Below are 16794 nucleotides of genomic sequence, written 5' to 3'. Positions count from 1 at the left end.
GCTCAGATCAGATTCTGTGACAGGTCGCGGCGAACGAAGCGGCCGTGTCCCGCGGTGCCGGAATAGGATCCACTGTCGACGATGACGCGCCCGCGAGACATCACGGTGTCCACGTGGCCGTCGATCTCGAAACCCTCGTACGCCGAATAGTCCATGTTCATGTGGTGAGTCTTCTCGACCCCGATGCTGGTGTGCCCGTTCGGGTCGTAGATCACGATGTCGGCATCTGCTCCCGGGCTGATGACGCCCTTTCTCGGATACATACCGAACATCCGGGCCGGGGTGGTGCAACAGACGTCGACCCACTTCTCGAGGGTGATCTTGCCGCTCTTGACCCCCTGGAACATCAAGTCGATGCGATGTTCCACCGAACCGATTCCGTTGGGAATCTTGGAGAAATCGCCGATTCCCATTTCTTTCTGGTCCTTCATGCAGAACGGGCAATGGTCGGTACTGACGGTTGCCACGTCACCGGTGCGCAGGTAGCGCCACAATTCGTCCTGATGACCCTCGGCCCGCGACCGCAGGGGCGTCGAGCAGACCCATTTGGCCCCCTCGAAGCCGGGTGCACCGAGTTGTTCTTCGAGCGAGAGATAGAGGTACTGCGGACACGTCTCGGCAAACACGTTCTGCCCGTTGCCCCGAGCCTGCGCAATCTGTTCGAGAGCCTGCTTTGCCGATACGTGCACGACGTACAGCGGCGCTCCGGTGACGTCGGCCAGCATGATCGCTCGATGCGTCGCCTCTTCCTCCAGCTGCCACGGACGCGATGTCCCGTGGAAGTACGGGGCCGTGTCGCCGCGTGCGATGGACTGGGCCACGAGGACATCGATGGCAATCCCGTTCTCCGCGTGCATCATCAACAGCGCACCCGTTTCCGCCGCCGACTGCATGGCTCGCAGGATCTTGCCGTCGTCGGAGTAGAAGACCCCCGGATACGCCATGAAGAGTTTGAAGCTGGTGACACCCTCGGAGACCAACTCGCTCATGGCTTTCAGCGAATCATCGGTGACGTCGCCGATGATCTGATGAAACCCGTAATCGATCGCGCACCGACCGGCGGCCTTGTCGTGCCACTGCGCCAGAGTGTCCTGGACGCGTTGGCCGGGAGTCTGGATGGCGAAATCCACGATGGTCGTCGTACCACCCCACGCCGCTGCGCGCGTCCCGGTTTCGAAGGTATCGGAGGCGAACGTGCCCCCGAACGGCATCTCCATGTGCGTGTGTCCGTCCACGCCGCCCGGAATCACGTACTTCCCGGTGGCATCGATGACGACGTCCGCAGATGTCTTCAGATCTGCGGCCAAGGACACCGAGCCGGGTGCCAGCACTGCGACGATGGTCTCACCGTCGATGAGCACATCCAGTTCCTGTGCGCCGGTGGTGGATACGACAGTGCCGCCGTGCACGAAGGTGGTGGCCATCAGGGTTGCACCAGCGGGCCGTAGGCGTCGGGTCTGCGGTCACGGTAGAACGCCCATCGGTCACGAACCACTTTGATCAGGTCCATGTCCAGGTCTCGAACGACGATCTCGGACTTGGAATCCGACGCCACCTCGCCGACGAATTTGCCCTCGGGGTCCACGAAGTAGCTGGTGCCGTAGAAATCGTCTTCGCCGTACTCGGATTCGATTCCGACGCGGTTGATCGCACCCACGTAGTACTCGTTCGCGACGGCCGAGGCCGGTTGCTCGAGTTTCCACAGATAATTCGACAGACCCCGTGAGGTTGCCGAGGGATTGAAGACGATCTCGGCACCGGCAAGTCCGAGAGCACGCCAGCCTTCGGGAAAATGCCGGTCGTAACAGATGTAGACGCCGATGCGGCCGACGGCGGTATCGAACACCGGCCACCCCAGGTTGCCGGGGCGAAAATAGAACTTCTCCCAGAATCCGTTGACGTGGGGAATGTGATGCTTGCGGTATTTACCGAGATACGTGCCGTCTGCGTCGACCACAGCAGCGGTGTTGTAGAGCAACCCGGGCTGTTCCTGCTCGTAGACGGGCAGGATCATGACGATCCCGAGCTCTTTCGCCAACGCCGCGAACCGGTCGACCGTCGGGCCCGGTACGGATTCGGCGTACTCGTAGAATTTCGCATCCTGGAGCTGGCAGAAGTACGGACCGTAGAAAAGCTCCTGAAAGCAGACAACTTTCGCGCCCTGCTCGGCGGCTGACCGAGCGAACCCCTCGTGTGCCTCGATCATCGATTCTTTGTCACCGGTCCACGTGCTCTGGACCAACGCAGCTCGAACTGTGGACATCATCGGCACTCCATCTCTCGCTGGCTTGCACCCTCAAGGTATTTTGCGCCGTGTTACGGGATCGTTCGTCCGGTTTCGTATGTATTAATCGTGCACAGTTCTCGGCGAACTCACGAGTTCGAGTTGGGCAACAACGCGCGGACTGCATCGATGGTGTCTGCGGTGGCAAGGTTCTTGTCCGGTCGGTATCGCAACACTCGGGCGAAACGCAGCGCTACCCCGCCCGGATAGCGCGAGCTGACCTGCACTCCGTCGAGTTCGATTTCGACTATCAACTCGGGCCGCAGGTACACGGTGTGCTGATCTCGCTCGCGTTCGTGCTTCGGGAATTCCTCCGTCTGCCACTGCAGCAGCACATCGGTCAGGCCTTTGAACGTCTTGCCGACCATGATCGGTTCGCCGCCGTCGGGATCGCGGGCCCCCAGATGCAAGTTGGACAGAAAGCCCGTACGTCGACCGTATCCCCACTCCGCGCCGAGAACGACGAGATCGAGAGTGTGTTCGGGTTTGACCTTCTGCCAACTCTTTCCGCGCCGGCCTGCCGCATACGGGGCGCTCAGGGCCTTGAGCATGACTCCCTCGTGCCCGGCATCGAGCGCAGCATCGAAGTGGGCGGCCGCCCCGTCGGCGTCGGGCCGTACGGCACTCGGAATCCGATGGCCCGGCGCCACCTTGTCGAGCGCTGCGAGACGCTCTTCGAGTGGAGCGTCGAGCAGATCGACGCCGTCGAGATGCAGACAGTCGAAGAAATAGGGCTGCAGCAACAATTCGTGTGCGCTCTCGGCACCGAACCGGCTCATCGTCTCCTGGAACGGACGCGGCCTGCCACTGTCGTCCAGTGCGAGTGTTTCGCCATCGAGGACCACCGACTCGCAGGGAAGTGCACGGACCAGTTCCACCAGCTCGGGCACACCGGCGGTGATATCGCGCAGGGTGCGGGTGTAGATGCTCACGTCGGATCCCGAGCGATGCACCTGAATTCGGGCACCGTCCAGCTTGTACTCGACCGTCACATCCCCCGCCAGCTGCTCCCACGCACCCCGAAGGGACTCCGCCGGCGACGCCAGCATCGGGCGAACCGGCCGACCGACTTCGAGCCGAAAGGCGTTCAATGCCTCGACACCACCGGTCATGGCGGCGACGGCAGTGGCAGACAATCGACCGGACAGCATGAACGCGCGCCGCACCGACGCCTGCGGCAGAGCTGTGGCAGCCGCGACAGCATCGACCATGATGCCCTCGAGCGCACCTTGCCTCAGCTCGCCCGTGACCAACCTGATGACGAACGCACGCTCGTCGGCAGTGGTCCGCGAGAACAAGTCCAGCAGCAGGGCCGAACGTCGCGCAGCCGAACCAGCGCCCGACGTCGCCGCCACCTCGGACAACCTCTCGTCCACCTCGGCAACCGTCAGTGTCGACTCCGAGGCGGACGGGACATCCAGATCTGCGAGTGTGCGCCAGCCGACCCCGATCCGTCCCTGCGGCAATTCGCCCGACAACCACGACACCGCCGGTTCGATGTCACCCGCCTGTGCCTCGGACAGCACAGCACCGAGCTCCTCGATCTTGACCTTGCGCGAACGCGTCGCGGCCACGGCCCGAGAGGTTTCGACAATCCTGGACATCAGCACTCATCGAACATAACCGCACCCACCGACTGGCCTACCCAACCGGGTCATTCCGCAGGCTCCACTCCTGCCTGACATTCAATTGTTACCGCTGTGACTCCAGCGGCCGGTGTTCTTGCTGTTACGTTCGATGCATGCCTGTGACGTCCCGAGCAGGAGTGAAGCCTGCGGAACGACCCGGCGGCGGGCCGGCGACGGGTCAGCTGAATCCCACCACCCGGTCGCCCCACGCAGCGCGCATGTCTCCGTCGGGATCGTCGACGAGAGTGTCGGACGTATCGATCACCAGAGTCCATCGATTCTTCTCGGTGTACGGGGCCCAGTGCTTGGACGCGTCCAGCGCGGCCGGTACTCCGTACCGCGCGAAGGCCAGCCACCGCCGCTGCATCCGGGCCGACACCGCCATCGCCGGTTTGCGACCCCCCAGCCAGAAGGTGGGATCTCGGTTGAGAGTTCCGAAATTGCCGAACACGTACGGCAGTTCGGTCGCGTGGCCGGCCCCTACTCGCGCGGCCTTGAGCATCGGCGTCGCGTGATCGAAACGGTACATCCAGGTCGGCGAATGTCTACTGTGCCCGTCGGCGATCCACAGACTCGGCATGACGAAGCCTGCATCACGCGAGATCGCCTGCGCCCCAGCGGGTTTGTTCCTGTCCGGGTAGGCGGCCATGATCTCCGCGATGCGCGAGGCGGGCATGTCCGCGTGATCGTGCGCGATGGCCTTGAACATCTCCGAGACGGTGTCGGACGTGATCGGCATCAACGGGGACTTCATGAACCGGAAGATCGAGGGCTCGTCGTGGTTGGTGCCGATGATCAACGGAATTCTGTGCGACAGACCTTTCTGGAAGGCCGCGACCGGATAGCGGGGCACGATGTCTCCGTCGACGACGGGCGAAAGCCCCAGTGTCCCAGGCACTGTGGTCGGAATCTCGTAGCAGAGGGTGTCCCCCGCGGTGACCAGTCTGCTGAAGTGCATCTCGAGCAACTCGCCGACGTCCTCGCGGTCGACCCCCACGAGCTCGAGGAACCGGGCGGCCACCGCAGCGCCGCGTTCGGGACCGTACACGGACGTGGCCGGGGCACTTTGCACGATCGCTCGATGGAAGAGCCCCTCGGCCTTGGGCGAGGTCATCAGAGTGGTGACCGACGCGCCCCCGGAGGACTCGCCGAAGACGGTGATCTCGTCGGGGTCCCCACCGAAGGCGGAGATGCACTCCCGGACCCAGTGCAGCGCCGCAATCTGGTCGCGCAAGCCGAGATTGGTCTCGAAGACGTGTTCGTCGGTGGAGAAGGACGACAGATCGAGAAAGCCGAATGCGCCGAGACGAAAGTTGATCGAGACCACGACCACGTCGCCGTTCTCGCTCAGATGTCGCCCGTCGTACACCTGTTGCGCGGACGAACCGAGCGAATACGCGCCGCCGTGGATCCACACCAGCACCGGACGCAGTTCGCCGTCTGGCCGTGGTGCCCACACGTTGAGCGACAGGCAATCCTCGGAGATCGACAACGACGGATCGATCGGGACCGGGCTGTCGCGGCCCTGCGGTGCCATCGCACCGAAGTGCAGACCGTCGAGCACGCCGTTCCACGGCTGCAGGGGACGCGGTGCTCGAAACCGCAACTCACCCACCGGCGGCGTCGCGTACGGAATACCCCTCCAGGCGACTGTCGGCGATGCGTCGGCCGCAACCGGGTAGCCGAGAACGTCGCCGTACGGCGTGCTCACACGCACGGTGGAGTCGGACGTGGTGTCGTCCATCGCACCTCCCTTCGGGTCGTTGCTCAACGTACCAACTCCATCCCCGACGCCGGCCTCCTCGAAACCCCCGCCAGCGCTCCCATCGAACCGAGGAACGAGTCATGAAGAGAATTGGATCCGCCCTGGCGGCGGTCGTCGGAGTGTGTCTGTTGTCTGCCTGCGGTTCGGGCGGCGGAGGTGACGGACCCATGGCGACGGTCATCACCGACCGCCCCCAGCCGATCACCGCGGTTCCGACCACCGACCGTGGCCTGCCGTCGAGCAGTGTGCCTGCCACGCCGTCCTCCACGACACCGTCCTCCACGGCACCGTCCAGCACCACACCGTCCAGCACCACGAAGACCACGCCGAATGTGGTTGCGCAGCAAGCGAACCCGACACAGTACGCGGGCAAGGCTCCGGGCTGGTACTACTTCACGAGCCCCAGCGGCAAGTTCGAGTGCGGTATAGCCGTACAAGAGACGTCGATCGCCGGTTGCCACGGCTCGCTGCCCGACTCGGCCCCCGAGGTGACCGACAGTGCATCCTCCGAACGGGTGAAACCCAATTCCGTGCAGATCATCGCCGGCTCCCCCGCGAAGTTCGAGAGCCTGGGCGATCCCAAGTTCCACCGATTCGACGGACCCGCGGCGGCACTCCCGTACGGCGAAGAACTCACCGTCGCGGGTAGCGGATCCACCAACGGGCTTCGATGCAGCGTCGACGAGCAGACCGGAGTCACCTGCACCGATCAGGTCGGCCACGGATTCACCGTCTCGGACGACGATTTCGACCTTCGCTGACGGCGTCGTTCGCGCGGCGAAAGACCAGGCGTAATGTCCCAGGACGGTACGACAATCCCTGCCGTACGGTCTCCCCAGCGGCCGGCGCCCGCGCGCGGCCAGAAGGTGCATCACACATGAATCAGACCTCGGACCGTCACACAGCGAAGGTCATCGGCGTCAGCGTCGCCGCCGCTGTAGGCGGCTTCCTGTTCGGCTTCGACAGTTCGGTCATCAACGGAGCTGTCGATTCGATCGAAGACCACTTCTCTCTCGGCTCGTTCACCACCGGCTTCGTGGTTGCGATCGCCCTGATCGGCTGCGCGATCGGTGCCTGGTTCGCCGGTAGCCTCGCCGATCGCTGGGGCCGCAAGAAGGTGATGCTGCTCGGCTCGGCCCTGTTCGTCATTTCCTCGGTCGGCTCCGGGCTAGCGTTCAGCGTTCCCGATCTCATGCTCTGGCGTGTGCTCGGCGGTCTCGGCATCGGCATCGCGTCGGTCATCGCACCGGCCTACATCGCCGAAATCGCTCCCGCCAAATGGCGTGGCGCGCTGGCCTCGCTGCAGCAATTGGCGATCACCATCGGCATCTTCGCTGCCCTGCTGTCCGACGCCCTTCTCGCGGGTGCGGCCGACGGAGCCTCCAACGACCTGTGGTTCGGTGTCGAGGCGTGGCGCTGGATGTTCCTCGTCGGTGTGGTCCCCGCTCTGGTCTACGGAATCCTGGCCACCCTGATCCCCGAGTCACCCCGCTACCTGGTGGGTCAGCATCTGGACGAGGAAGCCGCCGCGGTTCTGGCGAACATCACCGGCGAGCTGCATCCCGACGAGCGAGTGCACGAGATCAGGCTGACGCTGCGCAAGGAGGCCCGATCGTCGTTCGCCGACATCCGTGGCCCCAAGTTCGGTCTGCAGCCGATCGTCTGGGTGGGCATCACGATGGCCGTCCTGCAACAGCTGGTCGGCATCAATGCGATCTTCTACTACTCGACGACTCTGTGGCGGTCGGTCGGGTTCACCGAGGACCAGTCTTTCACCACCTCGGTCATCACCGCGGTCATCAACGTGGCCATGACGTTCGTGGCGATTCTGTTCGTCGATCGCATCGGCAGGCGCAAGCTGCTGATGGCGGGGTCCATCGGAATGTTCGTCGGACTCGTCATGGCATCCGTCGCCTTCTCGCAGGCGACCGGCAGCGGCGACGAGGTCAGTCTGCCGTCGCCGTGGGGTGCGATCGCGTTGGTCGGGGCGAATCTGTTCGTCATCTTCTTCGCATCGACCTGGGGACCGATCATGTGGGTCATGCTCGGCGAGATGTTCCCCAACCGGATGCGCGCCATGGCTCTCGGCATCGGTACGGCTGCGAACTGGATCGCCAACTTCGCTGTCACGCTTGCTTTCCCACCACTGACGTCGTCCGTCGGATTGTGGGTCATCTACGCCGGCTTCGCACTCTTCGCTGCGTTGTCGTTCCTTTTCGTCAAGTCCAACATCCGCGAGACCAAGGGCATGGAGCTCGAGGACATGCTGGGCTAGACCCAGGCCGAGGTGAAGGGGCAGTAACACCGGCACATCGTGACCGGTGTTACTGTCACTGACGTTCTGACACGGGGTGTGTCCGCCGATGCGGATGCTGAGATCAAACCCGCCGAACCTGATGCAGGTAATACTGACGAAGGGATGTCAAGGCGATGACGCCTGTTGTATCTGCGGACCCGGTCCGCTTCACCGATCGACTCTGGGACGCATCCGCGCACATCAGACGCGCGATCGACGATCTGGAATTCCTCCGCCAACTCGGTGCGGGAACCCTTCCCCTCGACGCGTTCCGTCGATATCTGGAACAGGATTCGCTGTATCTCGGTGGCTATGTGAAGTCGCTGTCCCTGCTGGCAGCGCACGCGCCGACACCGGTGGCCGGAGCCTTCTGGGCCGGCGCTGCAGCGAGCGCGATGGACGAGGCCGCCTCGCACGAGGCCATGCTCACCGGAGACGTTCTTCCGCCCTCCACCGAGACGCCGACGCCTTCACCGGCATGCCTCGGCTACACCTCCTACCTGACGGCCGTCGCCGCGACCGAGCCGTATCCCGTTGCGGCGGCAGCTGTTCTGCCGTGCTTCTGGATCTACGCCGACGTCGGCCGCTCGCTCGCCGGAGCGGCGAAAGCCGTGCTCGCGCGCGATCCCGGTCATCCCTACGCACAGTGGGTGGCCAACTACGACGCACCCGAATTCCATGCCCTCGTCGACGCCGCCAAGGGCTTCGTCGACGACGCGGCCGACTTTGCGACGGAACTGCAGCGTGAGCAGATGATCGACGCCTTCGTCGTTGCGTCGAGGTACGAATTGATGTTCTGGCACAGCGCATTACACCCCACTCCGTGGCCATCGACCGAGAGCGCGGTGCACGCATGAGAACGTCTCGATTGCTCACGGTGATGGTGGCGACGGTCCTCGCGACCACGGTGATGGCCGGCTGCTCGCAGTCGACGGATTCCGACACCATCCGTTTCGCCCTCGACTGGACTCCCAACACCAATCACACCGGCCTCTACGTCGCCCTTCAGGAGGGTTACTTCGCCGACGCCGGGCTCGATGTGGAAGTACTGCCGTACAACAACACCGCCGCGGACACGCTCGTCGATGCAGGTAACGCCGAGTTCGGTATCAGCACCCAGAGTTCGACGGTCTTCGCAAGATCGGCCGGTGCCCGGACCGTGTCCGTCCTCGCACCACTGCAGCACTGGGCCACCGGCATCGGAGTGCGTGCGGATCGGGACGACATCGCGAGCCCACGCGCACTCGACGGCAAGGTCTACGCCGGTTTCGGTGAATCCGGCGAGCAGGCCGGGCTCCGGCAGGTCATCGAGAACGACGGTGGCACAGGCGAATACGAGACCGTAGTGCTCGGCACATCTGCCTACGAGGCGGTGTACTCCGGCACTGCGGACTTCACCGTGTCCTACCTCGCGTGGGAGGGCATCGAGGCAGAGCACAGCGGAACGCCGATGAAGTACTTCGACTACACCGATTACGGGTTCCCCGACGCTTACGCCATCACCATCAGCGGGAACGAGCCGTGGCTGGCTGCGCATCCGGACGAGGCGAAGAAGTTCGTGCAGGCGCTGCAGCGTGGCTACCAACTCGCAGCGGACGATCCGGACAGGGCGGCTCAGGATCTGATCGACGCCAATCCCGGCACGTTCACCGACGAGTCGTTGGTGTTCGAGAGTCAGAAGATGCTCGCAGAGAAGTACATGAAGGATTCCGCGGGCGAGGTCGGACGACAGAGTATCGACACGTGGACCGCGTACTCGAAGTTTCTCTACGACAGCGGGGTACTCACCGATCAGAACGGTGCGCCGCTGAGCGCCGAACCGGACTGGTCCACCTATTTCACCGATGACTACCTCGGCGATCGATGAGCCGGTGACCGCCGAGCGAGATACGTTCTCGCTCAGCGGTGTCCGAGCTTCGTTGCGGTGGGCATGGCCCGCGGTGACCGTCGTCGTCCTGTCGATCGCGGTGTGGCAGATCTATGTCGAGGTGAGCGGCATCAGGCCACAGGTACTGCCCTCCCCCGGCCGCGTTCTCACGCAAGGCTGGGCCCAACGCGAGGCGATTGCCGAGAATGCCGCAGCGACACTGCAGGTGACACTCGTCGGGTTCGCAGTCTCTCTCGTGCTGGCCTGGCTGCTCGCCATCGCCGTGGACTTCTCGCCGTGGCTGCGCCGTGCGTTCGTACCCTTGTTCGTCGTCTCGCAGACACTGCCGATCATCGCCATCGCACCGCTGCTCATCATCTGGTTCGGGTTCGGCCTGTTACCGAAGATTCTCGTGATCGCACTGGCGACGTTCTTTCCCATGGCCATCGGGCTCATCGAGGGGTTCGCCGCCGCAGATCGCGACGCGCGAGCCCTCCTGTCCACCATGGGGGCCGGCCGCTGGCAGCAGTTCCGCTACGTGCGGCTACCGTCGGCACTTCCTCGATTCTTCACCTCGCTTCGCATCGGCATCACCTACGCCGTCGTCGGTGCGATCTTTGCCGAATACGCGGGAGCTACAGCAGGGCTCGGTATCTACATGAGTCAGCAGAAGAATTCGTTCCGTACCGATTTGGTACTTGCAGCCGTTGCCGTCACCGCGGTGATCAGCGTGCTCCTGTTCGTCTCGACGTTCGTGGTCGAACGCGTCGTCGCCCCGTGGGCACGTCAGGGGTCGGCGGGCCACAATGTCTGAACTCGAGCACAGCATCGACATCTCGGCTCTGAGAAAATCGTTCGGCGGAAAACCGGTACTCGACGGCGTGTCGTTCGGCGTCCGGCCCGGTGAATTCGTGTCGATCATCGGTCCGAGCGGCTCGGGTAAGAGCACGGTGTTCAACATGCTCGCCGGCCTCGATACACCCGATTCGGGCTCGGTCAGAGTCCCGCCGTGCGCGTACATGCCGCAGAAGGACCTGCTGTTCCCATGGCGATCGGTGCTCGACAACACCTCGCTCGGCCTCGAAGTACAAGGCGTCGCCAAGAAGGAGGCACGAGCTCGGGCACGCGAGTTGTTCCCGGTGTTCGGTCTCGACGGGTACGAGTCCGCTCGCCCGTCCGAACTGTCCGGTGGCATGCGGCAACGAGCAGCACTGCTGCGCACCGTGGTGCAGGGACGGTCGGTGTTGCTGTTGGACGAGCCCCTCGGGGCATTGGACTCGTTGACCCGTAGTGACATGCAGGCCTGGCTGCAGCAGGTCTGGTCGGAGTTCAGGTGGACGGTGCTGATGATCACCCACGACATCCGCGAGGCGGTCTACCTGTCCGATCGGGTGGTGGTCCTCTCGCCACGACCCGCCCACGTTCGACGACAGGTCGACGTACCGCTGCCTCGACCCCGGGAGCTCGAGATCGTGACGACGCCACAGTTCGCCGCTATCGAGAAGCAGTTGATGGATGTTCTGTCGAGCACGCCGAACCATTGACCCAGTCGACGCAGGGATCAGTCGACGCAGGGGATGCCGCCGTTGCTGTGCACACCCTGATCCGGGGCGGCCGGTAGATCCTGGGACGGCTCGGGTACGGCCACCTCGAGCGGTGGTGGTGGTGCCGGATCCGACGTCGGGTCGAGGGCTGCGGGCGCCGGTTGCGCAGGACCGATCAATCGCGCTGCGTCGGCTCTGATGGCGTCGACGTCGACGAGATTGACGTCCTGACCGTCGACGGTGTCGTAGCCCGTGATCGGCAGCGTGTAGAAGTCGATATCGCCCTTCATGACGGCATTGGCTCCCCCGGCAAGGCCGATCGGGTCGAGGCCTGCGTCGATGACGATGTCGTTCTTGGTACCCGCGATCAGCGCACGCAATTCGCTGATGTTCGCCAGCACGCCGGATGCGCTGAGCTTGGCCATAACCCCGGCCACGAACGCCTGCTGCCGCTTGGTTCTGTCGAGGTCACCGTTGTCGAGTCCGTGCCGTTGACGCACGAAGGACAATGCCTGAGTCGCGCTCAATTCCTGCGCACCCGCAGGGAAGTCCGCACCCGAGTACGTATCGTGCACCGGGTTGTTCAGGCAGACCTGGATCGGGCCGACTGCCGTCGCCACGTCGTAGAAGCCCAGAAGATTGACTTCCGCGAAGTGATCGATCGGCACATCGAGGAGATCGCGAACGGCCGTCAGCGTCGAGCGGCGGCCCGCCTCGCGTGCCCGACGCTCACGCTCGGCCGCGTCGGTGACACCCTCGTCGAGCAATTGGGTGTCGGCATCGGCCTTGGCGAGCCCGTAGGCCTCCTTGATCTTGCGCTTGCCGTACCCGGGAACGTCGACGTAGTCGTCGCGCGGTATCGACAGCGCTGTCGCTCGTCCACCGCCGGCCGGAAGATGCACCAGCAGAAGCGTATTGGTGTTGTATCCCCCGACGTCGCTGTCACCGGCATGCAGGGTGTCGGTGACGAACGCGGCCGGCAGATCGTTGCCGTCCATGTCCTTACGACTGTCGAGCCCGATCAACAGAATGTTGGTGTCGGCACCGTTGACATCCGGATCGTTGTTCGCGATACCGTCGAGCGCATCGGAGGTGGTCAGTCCGGTGGTTGCCTCCCGGTAGACCGCGAATCCGACGCCACTGACTGCGACGGACGCCACCGCCGCCGTCGCAACGAGCACTCGGCCGATCCGCAGCGCAACAGCGTGGTCGCCGGACGGACGCGCCAACCGGTGGCGTCCTGGTCCACGTTCGATGCCGCTACCAGGGCCGTTCGGTTGCACCCTGACAGGCTACTCGGCTCTCACACGGGCGAGATCGTGCCCAAACGCCGCGCGAGCTCGTCGACGGCCGATAATGCCGTGTCGAGGCTGGCCCGAGCCTGCGGAATCTTCGGTGCCAGACCGGCAACCCGCTCGGCAAGGGTCAGGTCGATCGGGACGAAATGCACGTCCATGCCCAGTGCGGCACCGAGAACCTGCCGCAGCTGCCCCGTGGTGTGGTCGATCGACGCTGCCTCCGAGCCCGGGGTGTACTCGTTCCCCCGACTGGTGACCACAACCGCAGGCTTGCCGACGAGTGGTGCTGTGTCGCCGTCGAACGGCACCGTGATTCCGGGAACGTGCACGTAGTCGATCCACGCCTTCAGCGTCGACGGGATCGACCAGTTGTACATCGGCGCACCGATCAGTACGACGTCCGCGGAGATCAGTTCCTCGATCAGCTCGACCTGAAGAGCCTCGGCTGCCGCGTCCACGGTCTCGTCGGCAGTCCGCAGGTGCGGTGCCCAATGCAGTGCCGAGGTCGGCAGATGTGGCAATGCATTGACGTGCAGATCACGGCGAATCACCGAATGATCGGTTCCGATGGTGTGCCACGCGTCCGAGAAGTGGGCTGTCACCCGACGGCTGATCGAACGGGACAGGTCGGCAGACGAATCCAGGTGCAACAACTGCGGCACTGAAACACTCCTCGGATGGTGGGTGTCCCGAGCCTAGGCGAACCGGACGCTCCTATCCTGGTCGGATGGACTTCCGATTCGTCACCCGCGCGCTGAGTTCGCGCTCCGCCGCACGAATCACGACGGCACTGCACGAGAACACGGACACGGACGTCGATGTCCGTCTCGGCGGAGTGTCGGTGGACCTGGACGACCCCGCGCGCGCTGCGGTGCTCGAACTGCTCACCCAGCTGGCCACCGCCAGGGCTGTGGCCATCGGAACCGTCGAAAAACTGCTGACGACCTCGCAAGCGGCAGAGGTACTCGGTGTCTCCGACACCTACGTCCGGCGCTTGGCAGACGCCGGAGACCTACCGATCGAAATGCGAGGCACCCACCGACGCTTCCGGCTGGAAGACCTTCTGCGACACCGTGATCGATTTCGCTGACGGGCTGCGGCGGCCGATCAGCCGGCCTCGCGCTCGAACTGCTCGGACTGCAATGTCATGAGGTCACGAAACGCGTGGCCGGCTGCACGCCACAGCTGTTCCGCATCGATGTAGTCCACGCCGCGAAGGTCGACGTCTCCCAGATACGCCCCGACGTCGACCGACAGCATCCCGATCACCGACGACACCTCTGCATCGAGGTACGTCACCCGCGTGTTCTGGAGTTCTCGAAACTGCGTCGAGAAGAACTCCGCCGGAATTCTCCGATCGACGAACTGTGCGATGAGAAAAAGGAAGCGGGACGAATGAGCGGATGCCGCTCGGTATGACTGCTCCATGGTGAATACCTCTCCCCACGGTCGACAGCACCCCTCGCACTGTCGACCGTCGAGCTCGCTGAGACCCGAAACCCGAAACCCGATGCACAGACGAACTCTCGAGCATCGATTCGACCCAGCGATTGAAACAGGGAGCTCGTCGTACAAGCGCCAGGTTAATCAGACACTTCGACGGTTTCCGCACCTTGCGCGAACTTGGTGAAAGCTCACAAAATCACCGCGTTCACCTGCTAGTTCTTACTGAAAGGAACCGAGAGGGGCGCGATCGGGAGTGTCCAACTGCCAGAACTGCCAGCCGTCCCGCTCCTCGACATCTCCACTGATATGCGTGGCGACGGCACTGGCGGCGACGGACGGGTTGTCGAAGCGTCGACCCTCCATCGGCCCGGCCGTGATTTCCAGGCGCTGAGTGTGCGGGTCGAATCGCCCGCTGAGCCGGTATCCCTCGCAATCGGCCACCACCCGTACCCGGTTGTCGATCACTTCCTCTTCGACGACGACCTTGGACTTCCGCGTTGCTTTGACCCTGGGCGTGCGAACCCACGTCTGCTCGGGTCCGACGTCGACCGACGTGTCCAAGGTGGCGCTCAGTCCCAGCAGTTCCCAGCGCTCACTGCCGTGAGCCACCCTGTCGACTGCAATGGCGTGATGCCCGGTTCGCGTCCGCAGCGGCGAATCCTGTACCCACAGATCCACTTCTCCGCGAATATCCGACGCCATCTCCTCGGAGGACACCATGTAGAAACGCGGTTCCTCGGTTGCCAGGTCCACGAACACCCAGTACGACGACCCCGTGTCGTCGCTCTCGAGCGACTCGTCCTGTCTGCGGGCTTTCCAGTCGCCCGTCACCTTCGATCGCACACGCACGATGCACGAGGACTTACCGTCCATCGACCAGACCTGAACGGGATTGCGACGCGAGGTGGTCAGACGCTCCGCGCGTCCACCGCGCTGCGCGACGGTTCTGATGAAAGCCTTGATTCCCCGGTCGGATGTGTCTTCCACGGTTTGCCGCCTTAAGCCTCGAGCGCCCCGTACTTATGAAGAGAGGTGTTGCGACGGGTGGCGCTCGCACGACTCGGTTTCCCTCAGCCTACTGCGTCGATGCGTGCTCGAGTAACTACCGGAAGATCGCCGTTCGGCTGCCGGTTACCGTGGAGACATCGAACACTGCCAGGAGGTACCGCAATGCCGGTGACGATCACCCATGACACCGCCGCCCACCGATTCGAGATTCACGTCGACTCCGAGCCGGCCGGGTACTCCGAGTACTTCGAGTCGAACGGCGTCCGAACCTTCCACCACACCGTGACACTGCCTCGGTTCCGCGGCCGAGGGCTGGCCGCCGCGCTCACCGAATACGCCCTCGACGACACCAGCACGCAGGGCCTCCAAGTGGTCCCTGCGTGCTGGTTCGTGCGCGACTTCATCGACGCAGCCGGCGATCGATATGCACATCTGGTCAAACGTTGACCGGTCAGCGATTTGCCGAGACGAATCCGGACCCAATACCGGATTCGGAACTGTCACCGTTTCCGGGTGTTCCCTCGTCGTTCCCAGTGGTTTTCCCGACCGATTCCCGAACGGGTTCGATTCGTTCCTGTGCCGCAACACTTTCCGCAGCCCGCTCGGCTGCTACGCGACGCCGTTCGTAGTTCTCGACACCCCGGGCAACCCGTTGTCGATGTTCACTCGAGACATGTTCGTAGTACATCTGTTCTCCTACAGAAAGAATGGACGCCTCACACGGAGCACAGCCGTGCGGCGCAAAATAGTCGACGCGTCGTTGTCGAGGCTCATCGGCCTCGATCCGCGAAAGCTCTACTCAGAGAGCGTGATCGGCAATAGCCGCGGATCGCGTGTAGACGACGTCCCGGCCTGCGAGCTCGAAATTTGCTGCCATTGTCCACCTCCACGATCGATGCGATGTACCCGTACGACGATCATGCACTGCCGAGGCATCGAACTCCACTGATTAAATTCGGCGCTCGAGAATTGTTGTGCAGCTGGGCGTTCCAGGGGCGCACTCGAACGAGTGGTGGAGTGTGGCCCGACTACTCCGATTCGATCGGTCGGTAGACCTTCCCGATGTACGCGAACGCGCGCGCGTTTGTCAGGTACGCGCAGTCCGGTGTCTCTGTTCTGCTCGCGTGTGGCAAACGCGCTCGCGTGTGCGAACGGGGTGGGGGTGGCGTCTCAGCGGCCGACACGGCTGGGGATCACCGATCCCCTTTGTCTGCGCGATGCGCTCGCGTATGCGACGGGGGTGGGTGTTGCGAGTGAACGTCCGGCACTGTCGGAGGCGACGTGGTGCCGGCACCTCTGGTGCTATGCGAATGCGCGCGCGTTTGTCGGGTGCGTGCAGTGTGGTGTCGCTGTTCTGCTCGCGTCCGGCGAGTGCGCGCGCGTGTGCGACCGGGTGTGGCTGGACGGGCGGTCCGTATGGCGATGATGGGACTGGGGGGTGCAGGTGTCGATGCCTGCGCGTTCAGGTCAACGAGCGCGGTGAATACTGTTGTGTTGGTGTTGGTTTCGAATGCAAACAACCCCCGACCGTGATGGTCGGGGGTTGTTTGGTTCACGTTGTGTTCGGCGGTGTCCTACTCTCCCACACCCTGTCGAGTGCAGTACCATCGGCGCTGGAGGGCTTAGCTTCCGGGTTCGGAATGGGACCGGGCGTTTCC

The 16794-nt window shown here is 63.7% G+C and carries 16 protein-coding genes, 1 rRNA gene and 1 riboswitch; of the genes, 8 read left to right on the top strand and 9 right to left on the bottom strand.

Translation table 11 applies throughout. The features are described 5' to 3' along the window. Positions 1 to 2: 2 nt before the first annotated feature. The 4 genes from hydA to CH262_RS22010 all read right to left on the bottom strand — a co-directional run bounded on the left by hydA (position 3) and on the right by CH262_RS22010 (position 5656). Positions 3 to 1424 (bottom strand): dihydropyrimidinase, encoded by a 1422-nt coding sequence (hydA, locus tag CH262_RS22025; RefSeq protein WP_032365551.1) that lies wholly within the window; start codon positions 1422 to 1424, stop codon positions 3 to 5. Next, on the bottom strand, positions 1424 to 2263 hold the full coding sequence (locus tag CH262_RS22020) for a nitrilase-related carbon-nitrogen hydrolase (RefSeq protein ID WP_218829321.1): 840 nt from the start codon (positions 2261 to 2263) through the stop codon (positions 1424 to 1426). Before CH262_RS22020 ends, hydA begins: the two co-directional genes overlap by 1 nt. Before the next feature lie 110 nt (positions 2264 to 2373). Then, positions 2374 to 3894, bottom strand: coding sequence for an ATP-dependent DNA ligase (locus tag CH262_RS22015; protein ID WP_094718483.1), 1521 nt, complete (start codon positions 3892 to 3894; stop codon positions 2374 to 2376). A 196-nt stretch (positions 3895 to 4090) separates the two neighbouring features. Next, the gene (locus CH262_RS22010; protein WP_094718482.1) at positions 4091 to 5656 is read right to left on the bottom strand and encodes a carboxylesterase/lipase family protein; all 1566 of its coding nucleotides are present in this window, start codon (positions 5654 to 5656) and stop codon (positions 4091 to 4093) included. A 101-nt stretch (positions 5657 to 5757) separates the two neighbouring features. Here CH262_RS22010 and CH262_RS28225 point away from each other — a divergent pair, with 101 nt between their 5' ends. The 6 genes from CH262_RS28225 (at position 5758) to CH262_RS21980 (ending at position 11384) form a co-directional block, all read left to right on the top strand. Next, positions 5758 to 6438 (top strand): hypothetical protein, encoded by a 681-nt coding sequence (locus CH262_RS28225; RefSeq protein ID WP_052056524.1) that lies wholly within the window; start codon positions 5758 to 5760, stop codon positions 6436 to 6438. 116 nt (positions 6439 to 6554) lie between these two features. Continuing rightward, on the top strand, positions 6555 to 7952 hold the full coding sequence (locus tag CH262_RS22000; protein WP_027497956.1) for a sugar porter family MFS transporter: 1398 nt from the start codon (positions 6555 to 6557) through the stop codon (positions 7950 to 7952). A 62-nt stretch (positions 7953 to 8014) separates the two neighbouring features. After that, positions 8015 to 8114: riboswitch (TPP riboswitch) on the top strand. Further along, on the top strand, positions 8108 to 8830 hold the full coding sequence (locus CH262_RS21995; protein ID WP_032385080.1) for a TenA family protein: 723 nt from the start codon (positions 8108 to 8110) through the stop codon (positions 8828 to 8830). Its footprint overlaps the riboswitch before it by 7 nt. Positions 8831 to 8853: 23 nt before the next feature. Then, the gene (locus CH262_RS21990) at positions 8854 to 9840 is read left to right on the top strand and encodes an ABC transporter substrate-binding protein (protein WP_045840965.1); all 987 of its coding nucleotides are present in this window, start codon (positions 8854 to 8856) and stop codon (positions 9838 to 9840) included. Next, on the top strand, positions 9818 to 10654 hold the full coding sequence (locus CH262_RS21985) for an ABC transporter permease (protein WP_032385082.1): 837 nt from the start codon (positions 9818 to 9820) through the stop codon (positions 10652 to 10654). Before CH262_RS21990 ends, CH262_RS21985 begins: the two co-directional genes overlap by 23 nt. Further along, a complete protein-coding gene (locus CH262_RS21980) occupies positions 10647 to 11384 on the top strand; it encodes an ABC transporter ATP-binding protein (RefSeq protein WP_032385083.1) in 738 nt (245 codons plus the stop codon). Before CH262_RS21985 ends, CH262_RS21980 begins: the two co-directional genes overlap by 8 nt. Before the next feature lie 17 nt (positions 11385 to 11401). Here the strand turns inward: CH262_RS21980 and CH262_RS21975 are convergent, their stop codons facing one another. Next, positions 11402 to 12667 carry an LCP family protein gene (locus tag CH262_RS21975; protein ID WP_052056527.1) on the bottom strand — a complete coding sequence of 422 codons (1266 nt, stop codon included), beginning with the start codon at positions 12665 to 12667 and terminating at the stop codon, positions 11402 to 11404. Between the two features lie 20 nt (positions 12668 to 12687). After that, positions 12688 to 13344, bottom strand: coding sequence for an FMN-dependent NADH-azoreductase (locus CH262_RS21970; RefSeq protein WP_080731785.1), 657 nt, complete (start codon positions 13342 to 13344; stop codon positions 12688 to 12690). Between the two features lie 65 nt (positions 13345 to 13409). Here CH262_RS21970 and CH262_RS21965 point away from each other — a divergent pair, with 65 nt between their 5' ends. Further along, complete coding sequence (locus CH262_RS21965) at positions 13410 to 13772, top strand: helix-turn-helix domain-containing protein (protein ID WP_032385084.1); 363 nt, start codon at positions 13410 to 13412, stop codon at positions 13770 to 13772. 17 nt (positions 13773 to 13789) lie between these two features. On the opposite strand, the gene CH262_RS21960 is transcribed toward CH262_RS21965, so the two are convergent. Next, positions 13790 to 14110, bottom strand: coding sequence for a colicin immunity domain-containing protein (locus CH262_RS21960; protein WP_027497963.1), 321 nt, complete (start codon positions 14108 to 14110; stop codon positions 13790 to 13792). Positions 14111 to 14347: 237 nt separating this feature from the next. After that, positions 14348 to 15115: a hypothetical protein gene (locus CH262_RS21955; protein WP_032365542.1), complete on the bottom strand. Its 768-nt coding sequence runs from the start codon at positions 15113 to 15115 to the stop codon at positions 14348 to 14350. A gap of 183 nt (positions 15116 to 15298) precedes the next feature. Here CH262_RS21955 and CH262_RS21950 point away from each other — a divergent pair, with 183 nt between their 5' ends. Next, on the top strand, positions 15299 to 15583 hold the full coding sequence (locus tag CH262_RS21950; RefSeq protein WP_032385085.1) for a GNAT family N-acetyltransferase: 285 nt from the start codon (positions 15299 to 15301) through the stop codon (positions 15581 to 15583). 1114 nt (positions 15584 to 16697) lie between these two features. On the opposite strand, the gene rrf is transcribed toward CH262_RS21950, so the two are convergent. Then, positions 16698 to 16794: ribosomal RNA gene (rrf, locus tag CH262_RS21940) — 5S ribosomal RNA — on the bottom strand; the annotation flags it as partial.

The organism is Rhodococcus sp. 05-2255-1e (assembly GCF_002259025.1).
In the GTDB taxonomy this organism is placed as follows: Bacteria; Actinomycetota; Actinomycetes; order Mycobacteriales; family Mycobacteriaceae; genus Rhodococcoides; species Rhodococcoides fascians.
This window is presented reverse-complemented; position numbering and strand designations above follow the sequence as displayed.

Bases quoted from the DNA above. Each gene is read 5' to 3' on its own strand.
- hydA (WP_032365551.1), bottom strand. From the start codon at position 1,424: ATGGCCACCACCTTCGTGCACGGCGGCACTGTCGTATCCACCACCGGC.
- CH262_RS22020 (WP_218829321.1), bottom strand. From the start codon at position 2,263: ATGTCCACAGTTCGAGCTGCGTTGGTCCAGAGCACGTGGACCGGTGAC.
- CH262_RS22010 (WP_094718482.1), bottom strand. From the start codon at position 5,656: ATGGACGACACCACGTCCGACTCCACCGTGCGTGTGAGCACGCCGTAC.
- CH262_RS28225 (WP_052056524.1), top strand. From the start codon at position 5,758: ATGAAGAGAATTGGATCCGCCCTGGCGGCGGTCGTCGGAGTGTGTCTG.
- CH262_RS22000 (WP_027497956.1), top strand. From the start codon at position 6,555: ATGAATCAGACCTCGGACCGTCACACAGCGAAGGTCATCGGCGTCAGC.
- CH262_RS21995 (WP_032385080.1), top strand. From the start codon at position 8,108: ATGACGCCTGTTGTATCTGCGGACCCGGTCCGCTTCACCGATCGACTC.
- CH262_RS21990 (WP_045840965.1), top strand. From the start codon at position 8,854: ATGGTGGCGACGGTCCTCGCGACCACGGTGATGGCCGGCTGCTCGCAG.
- CH262_RS21985 (WP_032385082.1), top strand. From the start codon at position 9,818: ATGACTACCTCGGCGATCGATGAGCCGGTGACCGCCGAGCGAGATACG.
- CH262_RS21980 (WP_032385083.1), top strand. From the start codon at position 10,647: ATGTCTGAACTCGAGCACAGCATCGACATCTCGGCTCTGAGAAAATCG.
- CH262_RS21965 (WP_032385084.1), top strand. From the start codon at position 13,410: ATGGACTTCCGATTCGTCACCCGCGCGCTGAGTTCGCGCTCCGCCGCA.
- CH262_RS21960 (WP_027497963.1), bottom strand. From the start codon at position 14,110: ATGGAGCAGTCATACCGAGCGGCATCCGCTCATTCGTCCCGCTTCCTT.
- CH262_RS21950 (WP_032385085.1), top strand. From the start codon at position 15,299: ATGCCGGTGACGATCACCCATGACACCGCCGCCCACCGATTCGAGATT.